General features: G+C 75.0%; 11 protein-coding genes. 6 read left to right on the top strand and 5 right to left on the bottom strand.

What is annotated here, in order from left to right; all coding sequences use genetic code 11:
• Nucleotides 1-7 precede the first annotated feature (7 nt).
• Both OOJ98_RS31345 and OOJ98_RS31340 read right to left on the bottom strand, forming a co-directional pair.
• The gene (locus tag OOJ98_RS31345) at nt 8-1,651 is read right to left on the bottom strand and encodes a SpoIIE family protein phosphatase (protein ID WP_267058491.1); all 1,644 of its coding nucleotides are present in this window, start codon (nt 1,649-1,651) and stop codon (nt 8-10) included.
• A gap of 137 nt (nt 1,652-1,788) precedes the next feature.
• On the bottom strand, nt 1,789-3,147 hold the full coding sequence (locus tag OOJ98_RS31340) for an NAD(P)/FAD-dependent oxidoreductase (protein ID WP_267058734.1): 1,359 nt from the start codon (nt 3,145-3,147) through the stop codon (nt 1,789-1,791).
• A 338-nt stretch (nt 3,148-3,485) separates the two neighbouring features.
• On the opposite strand from OOJ98_RS31340, the gene OOJ98_RS31335 reads away from it, so the two are divergent.
• Nucleotides 3,486-4,316: a TetR/AcrR family transcriptional regulator gene (locus OOJ98_RS31335; protein WP_267058490.1), complete on the top strand. Its 831-nt coding sequence runs from the start codon at nt 3,486-3,488 to the stop codon at nt 4,314-4,316.
• 213 nt (nt 4,317-4,529) lie between these two features.
• Nucleotides 4,530-6,614: a sigma-70 family RNA polymerase sigma factor gene (locus OOJ98_RS31330; protein WP_267058489.1), complete on the top strand. Its 2,085-nt coding sequence runs from the start codon at nt 4,530-4,532 to the stop codon at nt 6,612-6,614.
• 15 nt (nt 6,615-6,629) lie between these two features.
• Here OOJ98_RS31330 and OOJ98_RS31325 read toward each other — a convergent pair whose 3' ends face one another.
• Nucleotides 6,630-9,800, bottom strand: coding sequence for a BTAD domain-containing putative transcriptional regulator (locus tag OOJ98_RS31325; RefSeq protein WP_267058488.1), 3,171 nt, complete (start codon nt 9,798-9,800; stop codon nt 6,630-6,632).
• Nucleotides 9,801-9,871: 71 nt separating this feature from the next.
• Entirely contained in the window at nt 9,872-12,010 is a 2,139-nt protein-coding gene (locus OOJ98_RS31320) for an asparagine synthase-related protein (protein ID WP_267058487.1), read from the bottom strand.
• A 795-nt stretch (nt 12,011-12,805) separates the two neighbouring features.
• Between OOJ98_RS31320 and OOJ98_RS31315 the strand changes: the two genes are divergently transcribed.
• From OOJ98_RS31315 to OOJ98_RS31300, 4 genes are all read left to right on the top strand, one after another.
• A complete protein-coding gene (locus OOJ98_RS31315; RefSeq protein WP_267058486.1) occupies nt 12,806-14,221 on the top strand; it encodes an MFS transporter in 1,416 nt (471 codons plus the stop codon).
• A gap of 110 nt (nt 14,222-14,331) precedes the next feature.
• Nucleotides 14,332-15,537: an L-2-hydroxyglutarate oxidase gene (gene lhgO / locus OOJ98_RS31310; protein ID WP_267058485.1), complete on the top strand. Its 1,206-nt coding sequence runs from the start codon at nt 14,332-14,334 to the stop codon at nt 15,535-15,537.
• A gap of 316 nt (nt 15,538-15,853) precedes the next feature.
• Entirely contained in the window at nt 15,854-16,681 is an 828-nt protein-coding gene (gene trmB / locus OOJ98_RS31305) for a tRNA (guanosine(46)-N7)-methyltransferase TrmB (RefSeq protein WP_267058484.1), read from the top strand.
• A gap of 47 nt (nt 16,682-16,728) precedes the next feature.
• A complete protein-coding gene (locus OOJ98_RS31300) occupies nt 16,729-18,201 on the top strand; it encodes a PrsW family intramembrane metalloprotease (RefSeq protein ID WP_267058483.1) in 1,473 nt (490 codons plus the stop codon).
• Here the strand turns inward: OOJ98_RS31300 and OOJ98_RS31295 are convergent.
• Nucleotides 18,193-19,137, bottom strand: coding sequence for an aldo/keto reductase (locus OOJ98_RS31295; RefSeq protein ID WP_267058482.1), 945 nt, complete (start codon nt 19,135-19,137; stop codon nt 18,193-18,195). The genes OOJ98_RS31300 and OOJ98_RS31295 overlap by 9 nt on opposite strands.
• Nucleotides 19,138-19,207 lie beyond the last annotated feature (70 nt).

Here is a 19,207-nt window from a genome sequence, read left to right as displayed (position 1 = left end):
GCCCGCTCTATCCCGGCAGGGCGAACTCGCACCACACCGCTTTGCCGCCGCCCGGCGTGCGGCGCGAACCCCAGGACGAGGCGATCGTCGCGACGATCGAGATGCCTCGTCCTGCTTCGTCCCCGGGGTCGGCGCGGCGCCGGCGCGGCAGGTGGTCGTCGCCGTCGGTCACCTCGATGATCAGGCGGCGGTCGGTGCGGCGGAGCCGCAGGCGCATCGGCGGGGTGCCGTGCTGGAGCGAGTTGGCCACCAGTTCGCTGGCGGCGAGGACCCCGAGGTCGCGCAGCTCCATGGGGAAGCGCCAGGAGGCGAGGACGCCGGAGGCGAACGCGCGGGCGCGGGGCGCCGCTTCGATGCCGCCGAGCAGATCGAGCGCCGCGTTGTGGAACAGCTCCGCGGCCGGCCCGGTGCGGGCCGGGTGCTGGCAGACCAGGACCGCGACGTCGTCGTCGTGTTCGGCGGTCACCCCCAGCGAGCGCAGCAGCCGGTCGCACACCACCTGCGGGGTGCCGACCGCGCCGGACAGCGCCCGCGCGAGCGCGGCCACGCCTTCGTCGATGTCCTCCCTGCGGCGCTCTACCAGGCCGTCCGTATAGAGGACGGCGGTGGCGCCGGGCGGCAGGTCGATCGTGCCCGAGGTGTGCAGCCAGCCGCCGGTGCCGAGCGGTGGGCCCGTGGGGTCCTCGGCCTGGTGGACGGTGCCGTTCTCGTGGCGTACGAGGATGGGCAGGTGGCCCGCCGACGCGTACACCAGGCGGCCCTCGTTGGGGTCGTGCACCGCGTAGACGCAGGTGGCGATCTGGCTGGCGTCGATCTCGGCGGCCAGGCCGTCCAGGAGCTGGAGCACCTCGTGCGGCGGCAGGTCGAGGCGTGCGTACGCCCGCACCGCGGTGCGGAGCTGGCCCATGACGGCGGCGGCGCGCACGCCCCGGCCCATCACGTCGCCGATGACGAGCGCGGTGCGGCCGGCGCCCAGGGTGATCACGTCGTACCAGTCGCCGCCGACCGCGGCGTCGGTGCCGCCGGGCTGGTAGGTGGCGGCCACCCGCAGGTCGTCGGGCTGCTCCAGCTCTTGCGGGAGCAGGGAGCGCTGGAGGGTGACGGCCGTTTCGCGGTGGCGGCGCTCGCTGGCGCGCAGCCGCTCGGCGGCCTCGGCGTGGTCCGTGACGTCGGCGGCGAAGACGAGGACGCCGCCTTCGTCCTGGCCGGGGACCTCGACCGGGCTGCACGTCACCGTGTAGGAGCCGGCGCCCTGGATCCGGCGGGACTTGACCGTGCGGGGCTTGCCGCTGCGCAGCACCTGGTCCATGAGCGGGAGCAGGCCGAGCTCGGCGAGCTCGGGCGAGACCTTGGCGGCGGGCGCGCCCAGCGGGCGGGTGCCGAAGGCCGCCGCGTACGCGTCGTTGACGTACGCGACGCGGTGCTCGGGGCCGGTCAGGAGCGCGACCAGGGCGGGGAGCTGGCCCAGGATGTCGCGCACCGACAGGTCGTCGAGGACCGGGGGCTCGGTCACATCGTCCGGCCAGGGCTCCGGCTGCGGCCCGGATGCGCCGCGGGCCGCGGGCACGGAGCCCCGGTCGGCGCGGTCGGTCCGTGCTGCGGCGCGGCGTTGCGTACCGGGGAGCCGGGCGCTCCAACGCGTGAAGTTCACGGTGTTCCAAGCCTCGTGTGTTGCTGCGGGTGCGGTGCTGCCGGTGCTGGTGCGGGGGTGGTCCGCCGGATCACTCTGTGCAGGTGTGGGCCCACCTATGGTCACACGCCCAGTGTGACGGACCGCACTGACAACCGTCAGTTGTCGTGCGGGGCGGGGCCCTTGGCGGGCGGGCCGCCGCCCGCGGCGATCTCGAACTCGGCGCGCGGGTGTTCCAGCGAGCCGAGCGAGACGATCTCGCGTTTGAAGAGCCCGGCGAGCGTCCATTCGGCGAGCACGCGGGCCTTGCGGTTGAAGGTGGGGACGCGGCTCAGGTGGTAGGCGCGGTGCATGAACCAGGCGGGGTAGCCCTTGAGCTTGCGGCCGTAGACGTGGGCGACGCCCTTGTGCAGGCCGAGGGAGGCGACCGAGCCCGCGTACTTGTGCCGGTACTGCGTGAACTCCCCGCCCTTCACGGCCGCCGCCACGTTCTCGGCGAGCACCTTGGCCTGGCGCACGGCGTGCTGCGCGTTGGGCGCGCACTCGGCGTCCTTGGCCGCGGCCGTCAGGTCGGGCACGGCGGCCGCGTCGCCGGCCGCCCAGGCGTGCTGGACGCCCTCGATCCGCAGCTCCGCGGTGCAGCGCAGCCGGCCGCGCTCGGTGAGCGGCAGGTCGGTGGCGGCGAGCAGCGGGGCGGGCTTGACGCCGGCGGTCCACACGACGGTGCGGGTGGGGAAGCGGGCGCCGTCGCTGAGGACGGCGATCCGGTTCTCGCAGCTGTCGAGGCGGGTTTCCAGGCGTACGTCGATGTTGCGGGCGCGCAGCTCACGGATCGCGTACGTGCCCATCTCCTCGCCGACCTCGGGCAGGATCCTGTTGCTGGCCTCGACGAGGATCCACTTCAGGTCCTCGGGCTTGATGTTGTGGTAGTACCGCGCGGTGTAGCGCGCCATGTCCTCCAGCTCGGCGAGCGCCTCGACGCCCGCGTAGCCGCCGCCGACGAAGACGAAGGTGAGGGCGGCGTCGCGGATGGCGGGGTCGCGGGTGGAGGAGGCGATGTCCATCTGCTCGATCACGTGGTTGCGCAGGCCGATGGCCTCTTCGACGGTCTTGAATCCGATGGCGTAGTCGGCGAGTCCGGGGACCGGCAGGGTGCGCGAGATCGAGCCGGGCGCGATGACGAGTTCGTCGTACTCCAGCTCCACCGCGCCGGTTCCGTCCTCGGGCGAGGCGAGGGTGGTGACGGTGGCGGTGCGCCGGTGGTGGTCGACGCGGTCGGCCTCGCCGATGACGATCCGGCACTTGTCCAGGACCCTGCGCAGCGGGACCACGACATGGCGCGGCGAGATGTTCCCGGCCGCCGCCTCGGGCAGGAACGGCTGGTACGTCATGTACGGGTCGGCGGCCACCACGGTGATCTCGGCCGTCCCGCTCCTCAGCTCCGTCTTGAGGGCGCGTTGCAGACGCAGCGCCGTGTACATCCCGACGTATCCGCCGCCGATCACGAGAACGCGCACAGGTTCTGTCACCACCCCATGACGCAACGGGCCCCGGGCTTTGTCCACAGGCCTGACAAATTGTGTGACCGGAAGGCACTCCCGGGGCGGGTGGCCCATTCCACCCACCGGAACGGAGAAAGCGCAGGCCAGTCGATGGGTGACACGTGCTGGGCAGGGCCGATCCGGTCGAGCGGAGGCCCTTGGTCCGATCGGGGGGCACGCCACGCGGAAGAACCCCTTCTGAATTGAGTCCGGCTCAACTATGTTCGTTACTCGTCGGGGTTTCGGGTGAGGGACCCGTCCCCGGCTGTCAGGGCGGGGAGTCTCCGGGGGGAGACGTAATAACCGGGGGATCAATGCACATTCAGGACTCTCATTGGCAGACGGCCGTCGTGGCCTCATCCGACGGAAACAGCCGGCTGGGCACGGGTCCGGGCGTCGGCGGGTCGCGTTCCGCGCCGCTGCGGGTGGATGCCCAGCGCAACCTCGAGCACGTGCTGCGCGCGGCGCGCGAGGTGTTCGGCGAGCTCGGTTACGGGGCGCCGATGGAGGATGTGGCGCGCCGGGCCCGGGTGGGGGTGGGCACCGTCTACCGGCGGTTCCCGAGCAAGGACGTCCTGGTGCGCCGGATAGCCGAGGAGGAGACCTCGCGCCTCACCGACCAGGCGCGTACGGCGCTCGGTCAGGAGGAGGAGCCGTGGTCGGCGCTCTCCCGGTTCCTGCGCACCTCGGTGGCATCGGGCGCGGGCCGGCTGCTTCCGCCGCAGGTGCTGCGGGTCGGTGTGGACGGCGAGGAGGCCGAGGGCGCACGGCCCGAGGACGCGCGCTCCGAGGGCGTACGGGCCGAGGGGCCGCGCGACGGGCTCGACGAGGCGCGGGTGCCGCAGCAGCGGCAGGTCGGCGGGGCCGAGCAGGCGTCCGGCTGGGGCCGGGTCGTCGAGCAGCGCGCGGCGCCCGAGCTGGAGCTGGGTGACACGGGCGCGGCCGAGCTGCTCGACGTGGTCGGGCAGTTGGTGGACCGGGCGCGGGCCGCGGGTGAGCTGCGCGGCGATGTGACCGTCGCCGATGTGCTCCTGGTGATAGCCACGGCGGCGCCTTCGCTGCCGGACGCCAACCAGCAGGCCGCCGCCTCCGCGCGGCTGTTGGACATCCTGCTCGAAGGGCTCCGTTCGCGCCCGTCGTCCTGACGGTCAACCCGTGCGGGCGCGACCGGAGTTGACGGCGGCCCGGCGGGCCGTCATCACGGCGCCGAGCCTTACCCGAAAGGGTGATGGCTAGTGCCCGGGTGCGGTAACTCTCCCCGGATGAGTGGTTGCCGCGCCTGAGGCTCGGCTCCGCTTGTGCTCTGTGGCACGCTTGCCCGGTGGTCGGGTCTGGGCGTGCTTACGGGAGCTTCCGCTATGGGCGTTGAAGAGCGGGACGAGTCGCGCTCGGGCGGCGGCGGCCCGGATTCGGGCGGCTCCGACGGGGCGCGTCCGCCACGGCAGGTGCCGAACCAGGGCGGCCCCGGGCACATCGCTCCGAGCGGTCCCGGCCAGGTCTCGTCAGGTGGTCCCGGGCATCTCGCGCCGGGTGGTCCCGTGTCCTTTCCGGGGCAGGCCGTGGGCGGTTCAGGTCCCGAGCAGCCGGGTGCGGGCGAGCCGTCCCCGCCCGACCTCGGCGGCACCGTACTGCCCGGCCCCTGGGGGCCCATGGACGGTGTGGGGGATCCCGGCGCGAGCGTGCCGCCGCAGCGCGAGGGCGGGCTGCGCGAAGGCATGGCCCTGGAGATCGCCGACGCCGGGCAGTCCGACGCCGGTCTCATCCACGCGATGCGGGCCGGCGACGACAGCGCGTACGAGGAGCTGTACCGCCGCCACTCCGACGCGGTGCGGCGCTACGCCCGCAGCTGCTGCCGTGACGCGCACACCGCCGACGACCTCACCGCGGAGGTCTTCGCGCGGACGCTGCAGGCGGTGCGCGGCGGCGCCGGGCCCGAACAGGCCGTGCGCGCCTACCTGATGACCACCGTGCGGCGGGTCGCCGCGTCCTGGACGCGGACCGCCAAGCGGGAGCAGCTCGTCGACGACTTCGCGGTCTTCGCCCAGCAGTCCGCCCGCTCGGCCGAGGTGTCCGACGACGACACCATCGACCTGGGCGCCGATGTGCGGGCCATGCACGAGGCCGAGCAGACGCTCGCCATGCAGGCGTTCCGCTCCCTGCCCGAGCGCTGGCAGGCGGTGCTGTGGCACACCACCGTCGAGGAGGAGTCGCCCAGCGAGATCGCGCCGCTGTTCGGGCTCACCGCCAACGCCACCGCGGTGCTCGCGAGCCGCGCCAGGGAAGGGCTCAAGCAGGCCTACCTCCAGGCGCACGTCTCCACCGCGCTGACCTCCGGCGGGTACTGCGCCCGATACGCCGACCGGCTCGGCGCGTACGCGCGGGGCGGGCTGCGGATGCGGGCCGAGCGGGGCCTCAGCAAGCACTTGGAGGAGTGCGCGAAGTGCCGGGTCGCGGTCGTCGAGCTCAAGGACGTCAACGCCGGGATCCCCGCGCTGCTCCCGGTCGCGGTCATCGGCTGGTTCGCCGCCGGGTTCTCGCTCAAGGCGGCCGGTGTCGTGGCGGGCGGCGCGGCCGGTGCCGCGGGCGCCGGGGCGGCTGCCGCGGCGACGGGCGGCGGCTCATCGGGCGGCGCGGCGGGAGGCGCCGCGGCGGAAGGTCTCGGCGCGCCGGCGAAGGCCGGCATCGCGGCGGCGGTCGCCGTGGCGGTCGCGGCCGGTGTCGTGTTCGCGCTGACCGGCAACGACGCCCCGGCGCCCAAGCCCGACGCGAAACCCCCCGCGGTCGCGCCCGCCGTGCCGCACGAGCAGCCGCCGCCCGCGCCCGAACCGCCCGCACCTCCCGCGCCCGCGCCCACCCCGCCGCCCAAGCCGGCCGCGCCGAAAAAGCCGGTGGCCCGGCCGGCCCCGCCCCGGCCGCCGACGCACCCGAGGCCCACGCCGCCGCGGCCGGTGCCGCCGCCCAAGCCGGCTCCGCCGAAGCCCACCCCTCCCCCGCCGCCACCGCCCGCCCCGACCGTGTACCAGGTCAACCGCCTGCAGTACGGCGTCCTCGGCGACGGCACCAAGCCCGAAGTGCGGCTCGGCGACTCCAGCTGGCTGTGGCAGCGCTCGGGCATGCGCATCGGCGACCGTCGCTTCCCGCACGGCGTGACCGTGCACGGCCGCTCCTCGGTCACCATCGACCTCAACCGCCAGTGCCGCACCTACGACGCGTACGCGGGCGTGGACCATCTGTCGATGGGACTCGGGGTGGTGCGCTTCTCGGTGTACGGCGACGGGGTCCTGCTGTGGCGCTCGCCCGTGCTGCACGGCGGTGACCCGGCGGTGCCGGTCCACGCCGACCTCGCGGGGCGCCGCACGATCCGGCTCGTCGTCGAGCCGGAGGGCCCGTTCGGGACGGCGGCGCTCGCCGACTGGGCGCAGTCGCAGATCAGCTGCCGGTAGCCGGGCCGGGGCGGTTCAGGCGCCGGTCACCGCGTCCAGGAGGGGCGGGATGCCGGGCGGGGTCAGGGCCGCCCCGGCCGCGCTCTCCGTGGCGTACTGCCCGGGGCTGAGCGTGCGGCGGGCGCCGTCGACGATGGACCGCTCGATCGCCGCCTCCGGTACGGAGCGCGGGATGTCGGCGCGCCAGGCGTTGGCCGCGCCCAGGATCCGTACCGCGAGGGCGGGTTCGCCGAGCGCGACCAGCAACTGGGCGGCGCGTTCGGCGAGATGGGCCAGGACCAGCTCGGTGCACTGGGCGCCCGCCGCCGTGCGCAGCCCGTCCGCCAGGCGGACGAGGCCCGCCCGCGGGCCCGACTCGACGGCGACGACGCGGGCGTCCAGCGCGTCGAGCAGCGCGGTGAAGTGCGGGGGCTGGCCCTGCGGCCCCGCCGTGGAGAAGTCGAGGGCCTGGGTGCGCAGGCGGACGGCGGCCTCGATGTCGCCCCGGTCGAGGGCGATGGTGGCGAGCAGCGAGTGGATGTACGGCAGCGCGTCGGCCACCCGGTAGCGGTGCGCGTCCGTCGCCGCTTCAAGCAGGGCCTTCTCGGCCGCGTCCAAGTTGCCCTCGCGGTAGCAGAGTTCGCCGACGCGGGCGGTGAGGAAGGGGGCCTCCTGGTGGGCGCCGACCTCGCGGGAGAGCTGGAGCGCCTCCTCGTAGGCGGGGCGGGCCAGCTGGGGCAGGCCCCGGGTCATCGCGGCTTCGGCGGCGGCGCCCGCCACCTGGGCGCGCATCCAGCGGTCGCCCACGCGGCGGCCGAGGTCGCGCAGTTCGGCGAGGTCGTCGTCGACGCCCTCGAAGCCGCCGGGCATGTCGATGGCCATGTGCGTACGGAACATCAGGCTCACCGCGGTCGCCCAGTCGTCGCCGTGGCGGCGGCAGTTGGCGACGACGGCGTCGATGGACTCGCGCACCATGCCCGGCGGGTCGGTGCGGAACGTGGCGAACGGCCAGAGCAGGCCCGGGAAGCGGGCCGCCTGCGGGCCGCCGGTCTCGAAGGCGCGGCGGATCTCGGTGAGGCGCTCCTGCACGGCGGGGTCGGCGAACCCCTGGTCGCGGTCGACGTCGGAGAGCAGGAAGAAGCGGAGCAGGTCGAGGTGGAGCCGCGGCCAGTACCGGGGATGCGACGGGTCGTCGGGGGTGGGCGAGAGCTTCGCCACGTCGTGCGCCCAGTCGGCGCCCTCGGTGCGGTAGTTGCGCAGCCACCAGAACCAGCCCATGTCCAGCGCGAGCCCGGTGGCGGTGTCCTCGTCGGCGGTGGGCGGGGTCGTGGTGCGGCGCAGCACGGACCGGATGTTGTCGAGCTCGGTCTCCAGGCGGCGGATCCAGGGGAGCTGGTCGTGCGAGCGGACCAGGGGTTCCGCCCGGCGGACCAGGGCGCCGTAGTACGCGGTGTGCGCGTCGGCCGCCTCGCGCAGGCGGTCGGGGGTCTCGGCGGCCCGCTCGGCGGCGTACTCGTGGATGGTCTCCAGCATGCGGTAGCGCATGCCGCTCCCGTCGTCCAGGGGGACGGCGATGACCAGGGACTTCTCGACGAGCGCGGCGAGGTCGTCGGTGGCGCCGCACACGGCCTGGGCCGCGGCGAGGTCCCAGCCGCCGGCGAAGACGGAGGCGCGGCGCAGCACGTCGCGCTCGGAGGTGTCGAGCAGGCCCCAGGACCAGTCGACGACGGCCCGCAGGGTCTGCTGGCGCGGCAGGACGGTGCGGCTGCCGCCGGTCAGGAGGCGGAAGCGGTCGTCGAGGCGGTCGGCGATCTGGCGCGGGGTGAGCAACCGCAGTCGGGCGGCGGCCAGTTCGATGGCGAGCGGCAGGCCGTCGAGACGGCGGCAGATCTCGGCGACCGCCCCGGGATCGGCCTCGGGGTCGAAGTCGGGGCGTGCGGTGCGGGCGCGTTCGGCGAACAGGCGGTGGGCCGGGAGCGGCGGCAACGGCTCGACCGGGCGGACCGCCTCGCCCGGCACGCCCAGCGGCTCGCGGCTGGTGGCGAGGATGCGCAGCCGGGGGCAGCGGGTGAGGAGCGTCTCGGCTAGGCGGGCCGCTGCGTCGATGACGTGCTCGCAGTTGTCGAGGACGAGCAGGGTGTCGGGGCGGCGCGACAGGTCGTCGACGAGGCGGGTGGTCGGGTCGTTGTGGGTGGGCTGGCCCTCGCGCGCCAGGAGCGTCGTCTCGCGCAGGCCCAGCGCGGAGACCACGGCGCCGGGCACGGCCCCGGGCTCGTCCAGCGGGGCGAGTTCCACGAGCCAGGCGGCGGCGTCGGAGGCGGCCGCGGCCTGCTCGGCGAGGCGGGTCTTGCCGGTGCCGCCGGGTCCGGTGAGGGTGACCAGGCGGGACGCGGCCAAGTCGGTGCGGATCAGGGCTAGTTCGGGTTCGCGTCCCACGAACGAGGTCAGGCGGGGACGGATGTTTCCCCCGGCGAGGCCGGCGGGCACGGGCTCGTCACGGAGCAACTCGGCGTGCAGCGCTGCCAGTTCGGGGCCCGGATCGGTGCCGAGGGAGTCGGCCAGGGTGCGGCGGGCCTTGTCGTACGCGGCGAGCGCGTCGGCCCGGCGGCCCTCGGCCCGCAGCGTACGGATCACCTGGGCGTGCAGCGTCTCGTCGTAGGGGTGCGCGGCGAGCAGCTCCATCAGCTCGGGCAGCAGCCCCTCGGCGGCGCCGCGCCGCAGGTCCGCCTCGATGCGGTGGCGCAGCGCGGTCAGGCGCCGCGCTTCGGGGCGTACGGCCGCGTGGCGTTCGGGCAGGTCGGCGAGGGCGGGGCCGCGCCACAGGGCGAGGGCGGCGCGCAGGGTCTCGGCGGCGGCCTCGGGGTCGCCCGCGGCGAGCTGGTCGGCGCCGTGCGCCGCGCGCTCCTCGAACGCGTACAGGTCGATCGCCTGCGGCGGCGCGGCGAGCCGGTAGCCGGCCGGCCCCGACTCCACGGCCTGCTTGCCGATGGCGCGGCGCAACCGGCCGACCAGGGCCTGGAGGGCGGCGGGCGCGTCCTGCGGCGGATCGTCGGCCCACACCTCGTCGATGAGGGCCGGCACGGGGACGGGGCGCGACGGGCTGAGGGCGAGCGCGGTCAGCAGGGCGCGCACTTTGGGCCCGCCCAGGGGTATGGCGGTGCCGGTGTCGTCATGCGCCTCCGTGGCGCCCAGGATCAGGTACCGCACGCGTTCATTATGGCGGGGCCGCCCGCTCCCGCGCCGCGCCCGCCGCCCAAGGGCGTGGCACCGGGGGCGTTTCAGGACCGCAGCGTGGGGCGCCTGGGCGGGGTGACGCCGCCCGCGACCGCGCGTTGTCTCGGCGCCGCCGTCCCCGTCCAGCAGGTGCCCCGCCTGGCGAGCAGGCGGCGCAGCCACAGCTCCGTGGAGATGAGGTCGGCGAGGCCGTCCAGGGGCAGGGGTTCGCCGGCCGCCGCCGCGCGGACCGCCTTGCGTACGGTGCGGGCCTCGATCAGGCCGGCGTCGGCGAGCAGCGGCGCTTCGAAGAGGACGACCAGCGGGTCGGCGGCCTGGCGCAGGCCCGCGCGGGCCGCGGCCGTGGAAGGCGCGTGCGAGGGGGCGCCCCAGCCGGGCGGCAGGTCGCGCACCCCGGATGCCGAGAGCACCGTACGCAGGATGTCGGCGCGGGCTCCGGGCTGGACGCGCAGGGATTCCGGCAGGGCCCGGCAGGCGCGGACGACCTGGTTGTCGAGGAACGGGGCGTGCAGGCGCTGGCTGCGTACCTCGGCGGCCTGTTCGAGGATGCGGTGGTCCGACGCGTAGCGGGCGAGGGCGGCCGACGCGCGGGCCTCGCCGGGGCGTTGCGAGGGGGCGGGGCGGGTGGCCGACGCCATCAGGCGAACCGATACTTCCGCGAGCGCTTCCCCGGTGAGCCAGCGGGCCGCAGGCCCCGGGCGGGTCCATGACAGGGCGGCCAGGGAGATCGACAGGGGGCTCGCCGCATCGTCGAAGCGGGGCTCGCGCAGGGCGTCCGCGGCCGATTCGATGCCGGTGCGGTAGGGGGTGCGGGCGAGGCGGCGGGCGGCCCGGTAGACGGTGAGCGGGACGAAGAGGGAGTTGGCCGAGGGGCCGCCCGCCTTGGCGAGGGCGGTCGCGGGGCGGAGCAGATGGCGACGCTGACGGTCCATCAACAGATCTGCCAGGCGCGCCGGATGGGCGTCGAGGACCTGGCGGGCTCCGCTTCCGGTGAAGTGGTCGGCGCTGCCCGACAGGAGGCGTCTGCGGTGGCGCGGGGCCGCGACGAGGGAGGGGCCCGGTTCGTCCGTGAGGGGCCCTTCGAGGTCGGCGTAGGGGAGGGACTCCTCGGCGCCGGTCACCACCACGTGGTGCAGGCGGGGGTTGGCGGCGATCGCGCCCGCCCGTTCCAGTTCGGGCCGGCGGCCGGGCACGGTGAGGTCGTTGAAGGTGACGGCGAGCAGCCGTTCGCCCGCCCCGGTGCCGTGGCCGAGCACGGTGCCGGGGACGCCGGGCAGACCGGCCGCGAGGAGGGCGAGGGTCGCGGAGGCGGGGCCGCCGGAGAGATCGGCCCCTATGCCGGGGGCGGGGCCGCCACGGGCCGCGCGCCGCTCCGCGGGCCCCATGCCGGGGACCGGGCCGGGGTCGGGGGGCAGGGTCTCGGGGGCGTGCCGGGGCGCGGTGAGCCGGGCCCGTACCGCGCCGACGAGGGCGTCGCGGACCCCGTCCACGGCCGCGGCGGGCGCCAGTTGGGGCGCGGCCACGGCGAGCGAGGCGAACGGTTCGTACCCGGTGATCTCGCGCGAGCCCTCCCGCAGGACCAGGGCGTGGCCGGGCGGGATGCGGCGTACGCCCGCGTAGGGCGTGGAGTCGCCGAGCGCCTCGGGCACGTCGGGGCAGGCGAGCAGGGCGGCGAGGTGACCGATGTCGAGCTGGGCCTCGATGAGGTCGGCGAGCGGAAGTGCCGCCGTGCCGTAGGCCGTTCCGCCCGCCCACGGGGTGTAGAAGACGGGGCGCGCGCCGGCCAGGTCGCCGACGACCGTGATGCGGCGGGCCACTTGGGCGACCGCGGTGTAGCTGCCGGGCCAGGCGGAGAGGTGGCGCAGCGCGCCGCCGCGCGCGGCGAAGAGGCCGACCCGGAGCTCCTCGTCGGTGGCGGCGCAGCAGCCGAGGACGGCGAGCCGGGTGTCGGCGCCGACGGCGACCGTACGGATCTCGTCGGGCCGCCAGTCGCCGACGGCCCACAGCGGATCGGGGTCGCCCCACAGGAGCTGGGCGCCGACCGGGTGGACGGTGCGGCCCTCGTCGGGCTCGCCGACGGCGCCCGCCGTGCCGTAGGAGCCGGGCCCGTAGGCGCCGCCCGCCCCGTAGGCACCCGTGCGGAAGCTTGCGGCGACGCTGCTCCACCCCACCAACCATCGCATCGCGCCTCCACAGGCTGTGGACAACTCGTGGACAACCCCGGGCCGGACCTTTGTGTGACGCTCCGTCAGAAAAGCCCGCGACGGCATCCCGTCAGGGCGCTTCCCACGGATCCGAGGAGGCCGGGACCCCATGCTGTCACGACAACCGCGCCCACGAGGGGCTCCGGGGGACAGGCGGGACAAGTGAATTCACCCCGGAGGGTGGCCGATTGGCACCGTTCCCGGGACGTACGGGGCGAGTCCGTGGTGATCGCCCAGGGCCGCCCAACCCCGTGGACAGGGGGCGATATTCAGCCATTCTCGCGGCGCCCGGCCGTCGTCACAGCCGTCTCCGGGGGCCCACAACACACAGTCCGGGAGGCGCCGTTCGCCTCCCGGACCGGTCCGCCGCCCGCGGGGATTGAGGCGGCGGTGTCCCCCAGCCCGCTGGATCCATGCAGCGGGCCGACCCACGCACCACACATGGAAGCGTCCCCCTGGGGGCCCTGCGAGAGCGCACGGCCGGGCGCACGGCCGCGCGCCGGGAGCGCGGCGGCGGCCATCGCCGCCGCACCCCCGGCGCAACGGCCCGGCGCCCCCGCCGCCCGCGCGGACGCCGGCACCGGTCCGTACGGAAAACAATCTCGCCATACGGAAGACCACCCCTTAACGGTAGGGATGCGGCGAACTACGCTGTGTTTACTGCTGTTCCTCACGGGTGGCATATTCCCGAGGGCTCGGCCACATGCTTTTGCGGCCGACGAACCGGACATCCACACCGCCCGGGGGAACGCCGTCTGTGTCGAGGGGTGGCGCATGTCCAGGGAGCAACGCGGGCCGAACGAGAAGCTCGGCACCGTTCTCGCCCTCGCGGGAATCAGCAACGCGGGCCTCGCCCGCCGGGTCAACGACCTCGGCGCGCAGCGGGGCCTGACCCTGCGCTACGACAAGACCTCCGTGGCCCGGTGGGTCTCCAAGGGCATGGTGCCCCAGGGCGCCGCGCCCCACCTCATAGCGGCGGCGATCGGTGCCAAGCTGGGCCGGCCCGTCCCGCTGCACGAAATCGGCCTCGCGGACGCGGACCCGGCCCCCGAGGTCGGGCTCGCCTTCCCGCGCGACGTTTCGGAGGCGGTGCGCTCGGCGACCGACCTGTACCGGCTGGATCTGGCCGGGCGCCGGGCCGGTGGCGGCATCTGGCAGTCCCTCGCGGGCTCCTTCGCGGTCAGCGCCTACGCCACCCCCGCGTCCCGCTGGCTCATCACGCCGGCCGACTCCTCGGTGGCCCGCAGCCTCGACCTGACCGACCTGCCGCCGCTCAAGGTCGGCCACAGCGACGTCGCCAAGCTCCGCGAGGCCGCCGAGGACGCCCGCCGCTGGGACTCCAAGTACGGCGGCGGCGACTGGCGTTCGTCGATGGTGCCCGAGTGCTTACGCGTCGACGCGGCCCCGCTGCTGCTCGGCTCGTACAGCGACGAGGTGGGGCGCGCCCTGTTCGGCGCGACCGCCGAGCTGACCCGGCTCGCCGGGTGGATGGCCTTCGACACCGGCCAGCAGGAGGCGGCGCAGCGCTACTACATCCAGGCCCTGCGGCTCGCGCGCGCCGCGGCCGACGTGCCGCTCGGCGGTTATGTGCTCGCCTCGATGTCGCTCCAGGCCACCTACCGCGGTTTCGCCGACGAGGGCGTCGACCTCGCGCAGGCCGCCGTCGAGCGCAACCGCGGGCTCGCCACCGCCCGCACCATGTCCTTCTTCCGCCTCGTGGAAGCGCGCGCCCACGCCAAGGCCGGCGACGGGCACCCCGCCGAGGGCGCCCTGAAAGCCGCCGAGGCGTGGCTGGAGCGCTCACGCGACGGCGACAGCGACCCGTCCTGGCTCGGCTTCTACTCCTACGACCGCTTCGCGGCGGACGCGGCCGAGTGCTACCGCGACCTGAAGGCGCCCCGCCAGGTGCGCCGCTTCACCGAGCAGGCGCTCTCGCGGCCCACCGAGGAGTTCGTCCGCTCGCACGGGCTGCGGCTCGTGGTGAGCGCCGTCGCCGAACTGGAGTCGGGCAACCTGGACGCGGCGTGCGCCGCCGGCACCCGGGCCGTCGAGGTCGCGGGCCGCATCTCGTCGGCCCGCACCACCGAGTACGTACGCGATCTGCTGCACCGCCTGGAGCCCTACGGGGACGAGCCGCGCGTCGCCGAGCTGCGCGAACGGGCCAGGCCCCTGCTCGTCACGCCCGCGTAGGGCCTCCACCGGACGTTTACCGGGATTGTCAGTGGGTCAGTGCAGTATGTGGTGAGGGGGTCCGGGGCCGTCCTCCGGGAAAGACACGACCGGGGTGGGAGGTGCCTGGGGTGACGACGACGTACGACTGCGATGTGCTGGTGGTCGGCGGCGGGATCGTGGGCCTGTCGACGGCGTACGCGCTGACGCAGGCGTCACCCGGCACGCGTGTGGTGGTCCTGGAGAAGGAGAGCGGCCCGGCCCGCCACCAGACCGGGCGCAACAGCGGGGTCATCCACAGCGGCATCTACTACAAGCCCGGCTCCCTCAAGGCACGGTTCGCGGTGCGCGGCGCGGCCGAGATGGTCGAGTTCTGCGCGCGGCACGGCATCGCCCACGAGGTCACCGGCAAGCTGATCGTGGCCACCGAGCGCGCCGAGCTGCCCCGGCTGCACGCCCTGGTCCAGCGCGGCCGCGAGCACGGCATCCCGGTGCGCGAGCTGGGCCCGGCCCAGATAGCGGAGTACGAGCCCGAGGTGCGCGGCCTCGCCGCGATCCACGTCGGCACGACCGGGGTGTGCGACTACGGGGCGGTCGCGGCGCGCCTCGCCGAGCTGTCCGGCGCCGAGGTGCGCTACGGCGCGGAGGTCGTCCGCATCGACCGGCGCGCCTCCCTCGGCGTCGCCGTGCGCACCGCCGACGGTACGGTGCTGCGCGCCCGCGCCCTGGTCAACTGCGCGGGGCTGCACTGCGACCGGGTGGCGCGGCTCGCGGGCGACGACCCCGGGGTGCGGATCGTGCCGTTCCGCGGCGAGTACTACGAGCTGGCCCGGCCCGGCCTGGTCAAGGGCCTGGTCTACCCGGTGCCCGACCCGGCGTTCCCCTTCCTCGGCGTCCACCTCACCCGGGGCGTCGACGGCTCGGTCCACGTCGGGCCCAACGCGGTGCCGGCCGCGGCCCGCGAGGGCTACGACTGGCGCACGGTCCGTCCGCGCGAGCTGGCCGGCACGCTGGCCTGGCCCGGCTCGTGGCGGATAGCCCGGCGCCACTGGCGGTACGGGGCGGGCGAGGTGCACCGCTCCCTGTCCAAGCACGCCTTCACCGCGGCGGTCCGCCGCCTGCTGCCCGCCGTGGACGCGGGCGATCTGCGTCCCGCTCCGGCGGGCGTCCGGGCCCAGGCGGTCCTGCGGGACGGGACCCTGGTCGACGACTTCCTGATCCGCGAGACCCCGCGGCTTGTCCATGTCCTGAACGCCCCGAGCCCGGCGGCGACGGCGTCCCTCCCCATCGGCAGGGAGGTGGCCCGAAGGGTCCTGTCCACGATGCCGCCCGCCTGACGGGCTCCGCCCCAGACCCCGTTCGCGCCTGAAGGCCGCTCGTCCTCAATCGCCGGACGGGCTGAAGATGCCTGGACCAGGCGCCCTGCCAAGGTGGACCCACCTGGGGGCGCGGGGAACTGCGCGAGACGCGGGCACGGCCCGCACCCGAAAGCAGACCGACATCAAGGGGCGCGGGGAACTGCGCGACCAGCCCCCACCGGCCCGCACCCGAAAGCAGACCGGAAAACGCACCCCGCAACACCCCTCTACCGGCCCGGGGCAGAGCCTCGGCGGGAGGGAGTCGCGGCGGCCGGGGTCGTAGAATCGATGCATTGTGTCTGAGCAACCGCCCCGCACCCCAGAAGCCCCCGCCCCGGCAAACCGCGTCCTTCCGCGCGACAAAGCGCCCCGCTTTCCCGGCGGCCCCGCCGCCGACCCCGCGGGCTCGCACCACGAACGCCGCATCCGCAGCTTCCAGCCCCGCCGCAGCCGCGTCACCACCGGCCAGGGCGAGTACCTGGAGCGCCTGTGGCCGGTGTGGGGCTTCGACATCGACGGGCTCGGCAAGGTCGACCTGGCCGACATGTTCGACGGACTCCCGGTCGTCCTGGAGATCGGCTTCGGCATGGGCGAGGCCACCGCGCAGATGGCCGCCGACGACCCCGCCACCGGCATCCTCGCCGTCGACGTCCACACCCCCGGCCAGGGCAACCTCCTCGGCCTCGCCGAGCGGGGCGGTCTGAGCAACATCCGCGTGGCCAACGGCGACGCGATCATCCTGCTCCGCGAAATGCTGGAGCCGGACGCCCTCGACGGGATGCGCGTGTACTTCCCCGACCCGTGGCCCAAGAAGCGGCACCTCAAGCGCCGCCTGATCCAGCCCGAGTTCCTCTCGCTCGCCGCGACGCGGATGAAGCCCGGCGCCGTCCTGCACTGCGCGACGGACTGGGAGGACTACGCCGAGCAGATGCTGGAAGTCCTCGACGCGCACCCCGACTTCGAGAACACGGTGGAGGGCGGCGGCTACGCGCCCCGGCCCGCGTTCCGTCCGCTGACCCGGTTCGAGGGGCAGGGCCTCGACAAAGGCCACGTCGTGCACGACCTGCTGTTCCGCCGCGCCGAGCGCTCCGGCCCCGCCGCCACCGGCGCACACAGCGGGTAGTGCGGGCGCCGTCGCGCATTGTCAGTGACGCTCGTTAGGGTCGTCTCGTGTCCTTCGAGTCGCTTCCGCACCGCCCGCACCCCGGGCAGGCGCCCCAGCAGCCGGGCCAGGCCGTCCCGGCCCGGCCGGTCCCGGCGTGCGCGGACGACCCCCGGTTCGACGCGGTCCCGCCGGACCGGGCGAAGTGGCGCTACCGGCCGCGCCGCGACTTCTGGCGCTCCAAGGCCGTCCGCGCCGGCGCGCTGATCACCCTGCTCGCCCTGTGCGGCCTGGTCATCTTCGCGCTCGTGCGGGAGCAGACGGGCACCGAGGGGTTCCTGGTCGGGCTCGGCCTCGCGGTGCTCCCGGTGCCGCTGCTCGGCGCCGCGTTCCGCTGGCTCGACCGCGTCGACCCCGGCCCGTGGCGCAACCTGTTCTTCGCCCTGGCGTGGGGCGCCTGCGCCGCCGCCCTGGTGGCGATCATCGCCAACTCGTTCGCGACGCGATGGATAGCCACCGCCACCGCCGACCCGTCCTCGGCCGACCATCTGGGCGCGAGCGTCATAGCGCCGATCGTCGAGGAGAGCGCGAAGGCGGCGGCCGTCCTGCTGCTCTTCTGCTTCAGGAGACGCGACTTCCACGGCATCGTCGACGGTGTCGTCTTCGCCGGCTTCACCGCGACGGGCTTCGCCTTCACCGAGAACATCCTGTACCTGGGCAACGCGTTCGGCGAGGACCAGGCGAGCCACAGCGAGGGCCTCACCTCGACGACGGCCGCCACGTTCTTCGTACGGGTCGTCATGTCGCCGTTCGCGCACCCCCTGTTCACGGTGCTCTCCGGCATCGGCTTCGGCTTCGCCGCGCTCTCACCGCCCGGCCGGCGGCTGCGCCGCGTCGCGTTCCCGCTGCTCGGCCTGGTGCTCGCGATGGGCATGCACGCCCTGTGGAACAGCTCGGCCCTGTTCGGGACGTACGGCTTCTACATCGTGTACGGGGCCGTGATGGTGCCGGTGTTCGGGCTGCTCACCTGGCTCGCGGTGTGGAGCCGCCAGCGCGAGTTGCGTACGGTCGCGGCGGAGCTGCCCGCGTACGCGGCGGCCGGCTGGCTCGGGCCCGCGGAGCCGCTCGCGCTGTCCTCGATGCGGGCCCGCGCGACGGCACGCGACTTCGCGCACCACCGTTTCGGAGGGAAGGCCGCGGCGCGCGCGGTCGCCGAGTACGAGGCGTTCGCGACCACGCTCGCGTTCCTGCGCCACCGCGCGTACCGCAGCGCGGGCGCCACCGGCCCCGGGCCCGATTTCGCGGCCCGCGAGCAGGAACTCCTCCACCATCTGTGGGAGCGCAAGCCGGTCGCAGCCCCGGCGCTGCTGTACGCGGCGGGAGCGACCGGCCGCATCTGGCTGCCGCCCCAGCCCGGCCCGCCGCACCCCTACACCCAGCACGCGCAGTACGCCCCGCAGCCGCGGTACGCCCCGTACGGACAGCCGGGTCCGGCCGCGGGCCCGGCGCCGTACGGGGCCCACAATCCGTACCTACGCTGAAGCGGCCGTCAGCTCGGAGATCTGCGCGTCCGTCAGCTCCAGGTCGGCGACGGCGAGCAGCGCGGGGAGCTGCTCCACCGTGCGGGCGGAGGCGATGGGCGCGGCGACGGTGGGCCGGGCGGCGAGCCACGCCAGCGCGACGGTGGCGATCTCGGCGTCGCGCTCCTGGGCGATCCGGTCGAGCGCGGCGAGCACCTTGCGGCCCCGCTCGCTCTCCAGGTGCTTGCCCGCGCCCGCGGCCCGCGCGCTGTCCACGCTGTGGCCCGGACGGTACTTGCCGGTGAGGAAGCCGGCGGCGAGCGCGAAGTAGGGCACGGCGGCGAGGCCCCCGCGCGAGGCGGTGTCCTGGAGCGCGCCCTCGTAGGTGCCGCGGGAGACGAGGTTGTAGTGGGGCTGCAGTGCCGAGTACTTGGCGAGGCCCTCGCGGTCGGAGAAGTCCAGGGACTCCTGGAGCCGCTCGGGGGAGATGTTGGAGGCGGCGAGCGCCCTGACCTTGCCGTCCCGCACCAGCTGGTCGAGGGCGGTGACGATCTCCTCGACGGGGACGGAGGTGTCGTCGAAGTGCGTGTAGTACAGGTCGATGTAGTCGGTGCCCAGGCGGCGCAGCGACTCCTCGGCGGCGGCCTTGATCGTGGTCGCGGCGAGCCCCTCGTACCGGGGGTGCGAGCCGACCTTGGTGGCGATGACCATGTCGGCCCGGTTGCCGCGGGCGGCCAGCCACTTCCCGATGATCGTCTCGGACTCGCCGCCGGAGTTGCCCGGGGCCCACTTCGAGTAGGCGTCGGCGGTGTCCACGAAGTTGCCCCCGCCGGCGGCGTAGGCGTCGAGCACGGCGAACGACTGGTCCTGGTCGGCGGTCCAGCCGAAGACGTTGCCGCCGAGGGCGAGGGGGAAGACGGAGAGGTCCGAACTACCCAGCACACGTAGAAAACTCATGCCGCCCCCAACCCCCCAGCCCCACCCCGTATTCCACCCGGCCCCACCCGAGCCGGTAGCGGCTCCGCCG

The sequence above is a fragment of the Streptomyces sp. NBC_00083 genome (genome assembly GCF_026343295.1).
In the GTDB taxonomy this organism is placed as follows: domain Bacteria; phylum Actinomycetota; class Actinomycetes; order Streptomycetales; family Streptomycetaceae; genus Streptomyces.
Note: the sequence above shows the minus strand (reverse complement) of the source record. Positions and strands in the feature narration are given on the sequence as shown.

Bases quoted from the DNA above. Each gene is read 5' to 3' on its own strand.
- OOJ98_RS31335 (WP_267058490.1), top strand. From the start codon at position 3,486: ATGCACATTCAGGACTCTCATTGGCAGACGGCCGTCGTGGCCTCATCC.
- OOJ98_RS31330 (WP_267058489.1), top strand. From the start codon at position 4,530: ATGGGCGTTGAAGAGCGGGACGAGTCGCGCTCGGGCGGCGGCGGCCCG.
- OOJ98_RS31320 (WP_267058487.1), bottom strand. From the start codon at position 12,010: ATGCGATGGTTGGTGGGGTGGAGCAGCGTCGCCGCAAGCTTCCGCACG.
- OOJ98_RS31315 (WP_267058486.1), top strand. From the start codon at position 12,806: ATGTCCAGGGAGCAACGCGGGCCGAACGAGAAGCTCGGCACCGTTCTC.
- OOJ98_RS31295 (WP_267058482.1), bottom strand. From the start codon at position 19,137: ATGAGTTTTCTACGTGTGCTGGGTAGTTCGGACCTCTCCGTCTTCCCC.